The sequence below is a fragment of the Actinomycetota bacterium genome (genome assembly GCA_005774595.1).
In the GTDB taxonomy this organism is placed as follows: Bacteria; Actinomycetota; Coriobacteriia; order Anaerosomatales; family D1FN1-002; genus D1FN1-002.
In genome coordinates this window covers 1-1,662 of record VAUM01000373.1, presented here as the reverse complement: position 1 = coordinate 1,662, position 1,662 = coordinate 1, and the positions used below count along the sequence as shown (strand labels likewise).

The following is a 1,662-nucleotide window of genomic DNA, read 5'->3' as shown; positions in this document are numbered from 1 at the left end:
TCGTCAGCCCGGGCGGCGCCGGCGGCGTCACCACGCGTGGGCTCGCGTACGCCCTGGAGGACGCCGCGCTCGCGCCGCTCTCCTCGCTGGGGGTGAGCAACCAAGCCGTCGGCGGCGCGTGCTCGGTGAGCGTCACATCCGGGTCGCTGATCGTGTTCGCCCAAGCGACGGGCGAGCCGTTCGCGTTGTAGCCGGGAAGGCGAACGGCCGCGCATCGGCGCGGCCGTCCTGCAGTGCGGGGTGTGGAACGCGGCTACCCGCGCGTGACCTTGCCGGCCTTGAGGCACTTCGTGCACACGTTGACCTTCTTCGGCGAGCCGTCGATGACGGCGGTGACGCGCTGGATGTTCGGGTAGACGGTGCGGTTCGTGACCCGGTGGCTGTGGCTCACGTTGCGAGCCGCGCTCGGATGCTTGCCGCACACGACGCAGACCTTCGACATGTCCTCTCGACACTCCCTCATCACGCAGCGCGCCGCACCATGGCGGCGCGCGCCGGATACCGTCCGAAGCGGGGGGTATCCTAGCACGGGACCCGACGGCGTCACAAGGAACGTGCCCCGAGGGTGTAGGCTATACTCCCGTCGTCGGCCGCACCGGTGGCCGCTACGGCCGTGCGGTCGCTTCGATGAACGGGTTCGGAGGCCTTCCGTGTCAGCACCGATCGCAGGCGAACTCCAGATATCGAACGACGTGCTGGCGGACCTCGCGGGGTACGCCGCGCTCGAGGTCTACGGCGTCGTGGGGATGACGACCCCGTCGCTCAAGAACGGTGTCGCGCAGATACTGTCAAAAGACAAGCTGCGCCGGGGGATCCAGGTCGCGAGCGAGGGCGGTATCGCGACGGTGGACCTCTACGTGGTCGTCGAGCACGGGACGAACATCACCGAGGTCTCCCACAACCTCAAGGCGCGCGTGCGCTACGTCCTCGAGTCGATCGCCGGCGTCGAGGTCGCCGACGTGCCGGTGCACGTCCAGGGCATCAAGGTGCGCACGTGACGGGCGCGAAGGACCGCCGGTGACGGGCTCGGCAGCTCGCGCCACAGCGCTCGTCGGCGCGGCCGCCGCGGCGCTGCGTGACCGCCGGTCCGAGGTCGACCGCCTCAACGTCTTCCCGGTCCCGGACGGCGACACGGGCACCAACATGTCGCTGACTATGGACGCGGTCATGGCCGAGCTCGGACGCGTCGATCCCGGAGCGGGCATCGACGAGGTCTGCAAGGCGGTCACCCACGGCTCGCTCATGGGCGCGCGCGGCAACTCCGGCGTCATCCTGAGCCAGATCCTGCGCGGCATCTGCGACGGCCTGCTCGCCGCGGACGGCCTCGGCCCGGCGTCCATCTCCTCGGCTCTCGACCACGCGTCCACGGTCGCGTATCAAGCCGTGCGCAAGCCGGTGGAGGGCACGATGCTGACCGTCGTCAAGGACGGCGCGGCAGCCGCGGCTGCCGGCGCGGCCGCAGGTCTTCCGATGCCGACGCTGCTCGATGCGATCGTCGACGCCGCATACGAGTCGGTGCGCCGCGGCCCGGACCTGCTGCCCGTCTTGAAGGAGAACGGCGTCGTGGACGCGGGCGGCTTCGGCGTCGCGATCCTCGCCGAGGGCTTCGTCTCCGCGCTCGAGGGCGCCGCGCTCCGCCGCGCCGAAGAGATCGTCGCCGCC

The 1,662-nt window shown here is 70.8% G+C and carries 4 protein-coding genes; 3 read left to right on the top strand and 1 reads right to left on the bottom strand.

Annotated elements, in window-relative coordinates:
• The coding region (locus FDZ70_10220; protein TLM67187.1) for a hypothetical protein at positions 1 to 191 on the top strand (191 nt) is incomplete at its 5' end.
• Positions 192 to 253: 62 nt separating this feature from the next.
• Here FDZ70_10220 and rpmB read toward each other — a convergent pair.
• On the bottom strand, positions 254 to 442 hold the full coding sequence (rpmB, locus tag FDZ70_10215; protein ID TLM67186.1) for a 50S ribosomal protein L28: 189 nt from the start codon (positions 440 to 442) through the stop codon (positions 254 to 256).
• A gap of 208 nt (positions 443 to 650) precedes the next feature.
• Between rpmB and FDZ70_10210 the strand changes: the two genes are divergently transcribed.
• Together FDZ70_10210 and FDZ70_10205 are read left to right on the top strand one after the other, a co-directional pair.
• A complete protein-coding gene (locus FDZ70_10210; GenBank protein ID TLM67185.1) occupies positions 651 to 998 on the top strand; it encodes an Asp23/Gls24 family envelope stress response protein in 348 nt (115 codons plus the stop codon).
• Positions 999 to 1,143: 145 nt separating this feature from the next.
• Positions 1,144 to 1,662, top strand: a 519-nt coding sequence (locus FDZ70_10205) for a DAK2 domain-containing protein (GenBank protein ID TLM67188.1), incomplete at its 3' end; no start/stop codon positions are given.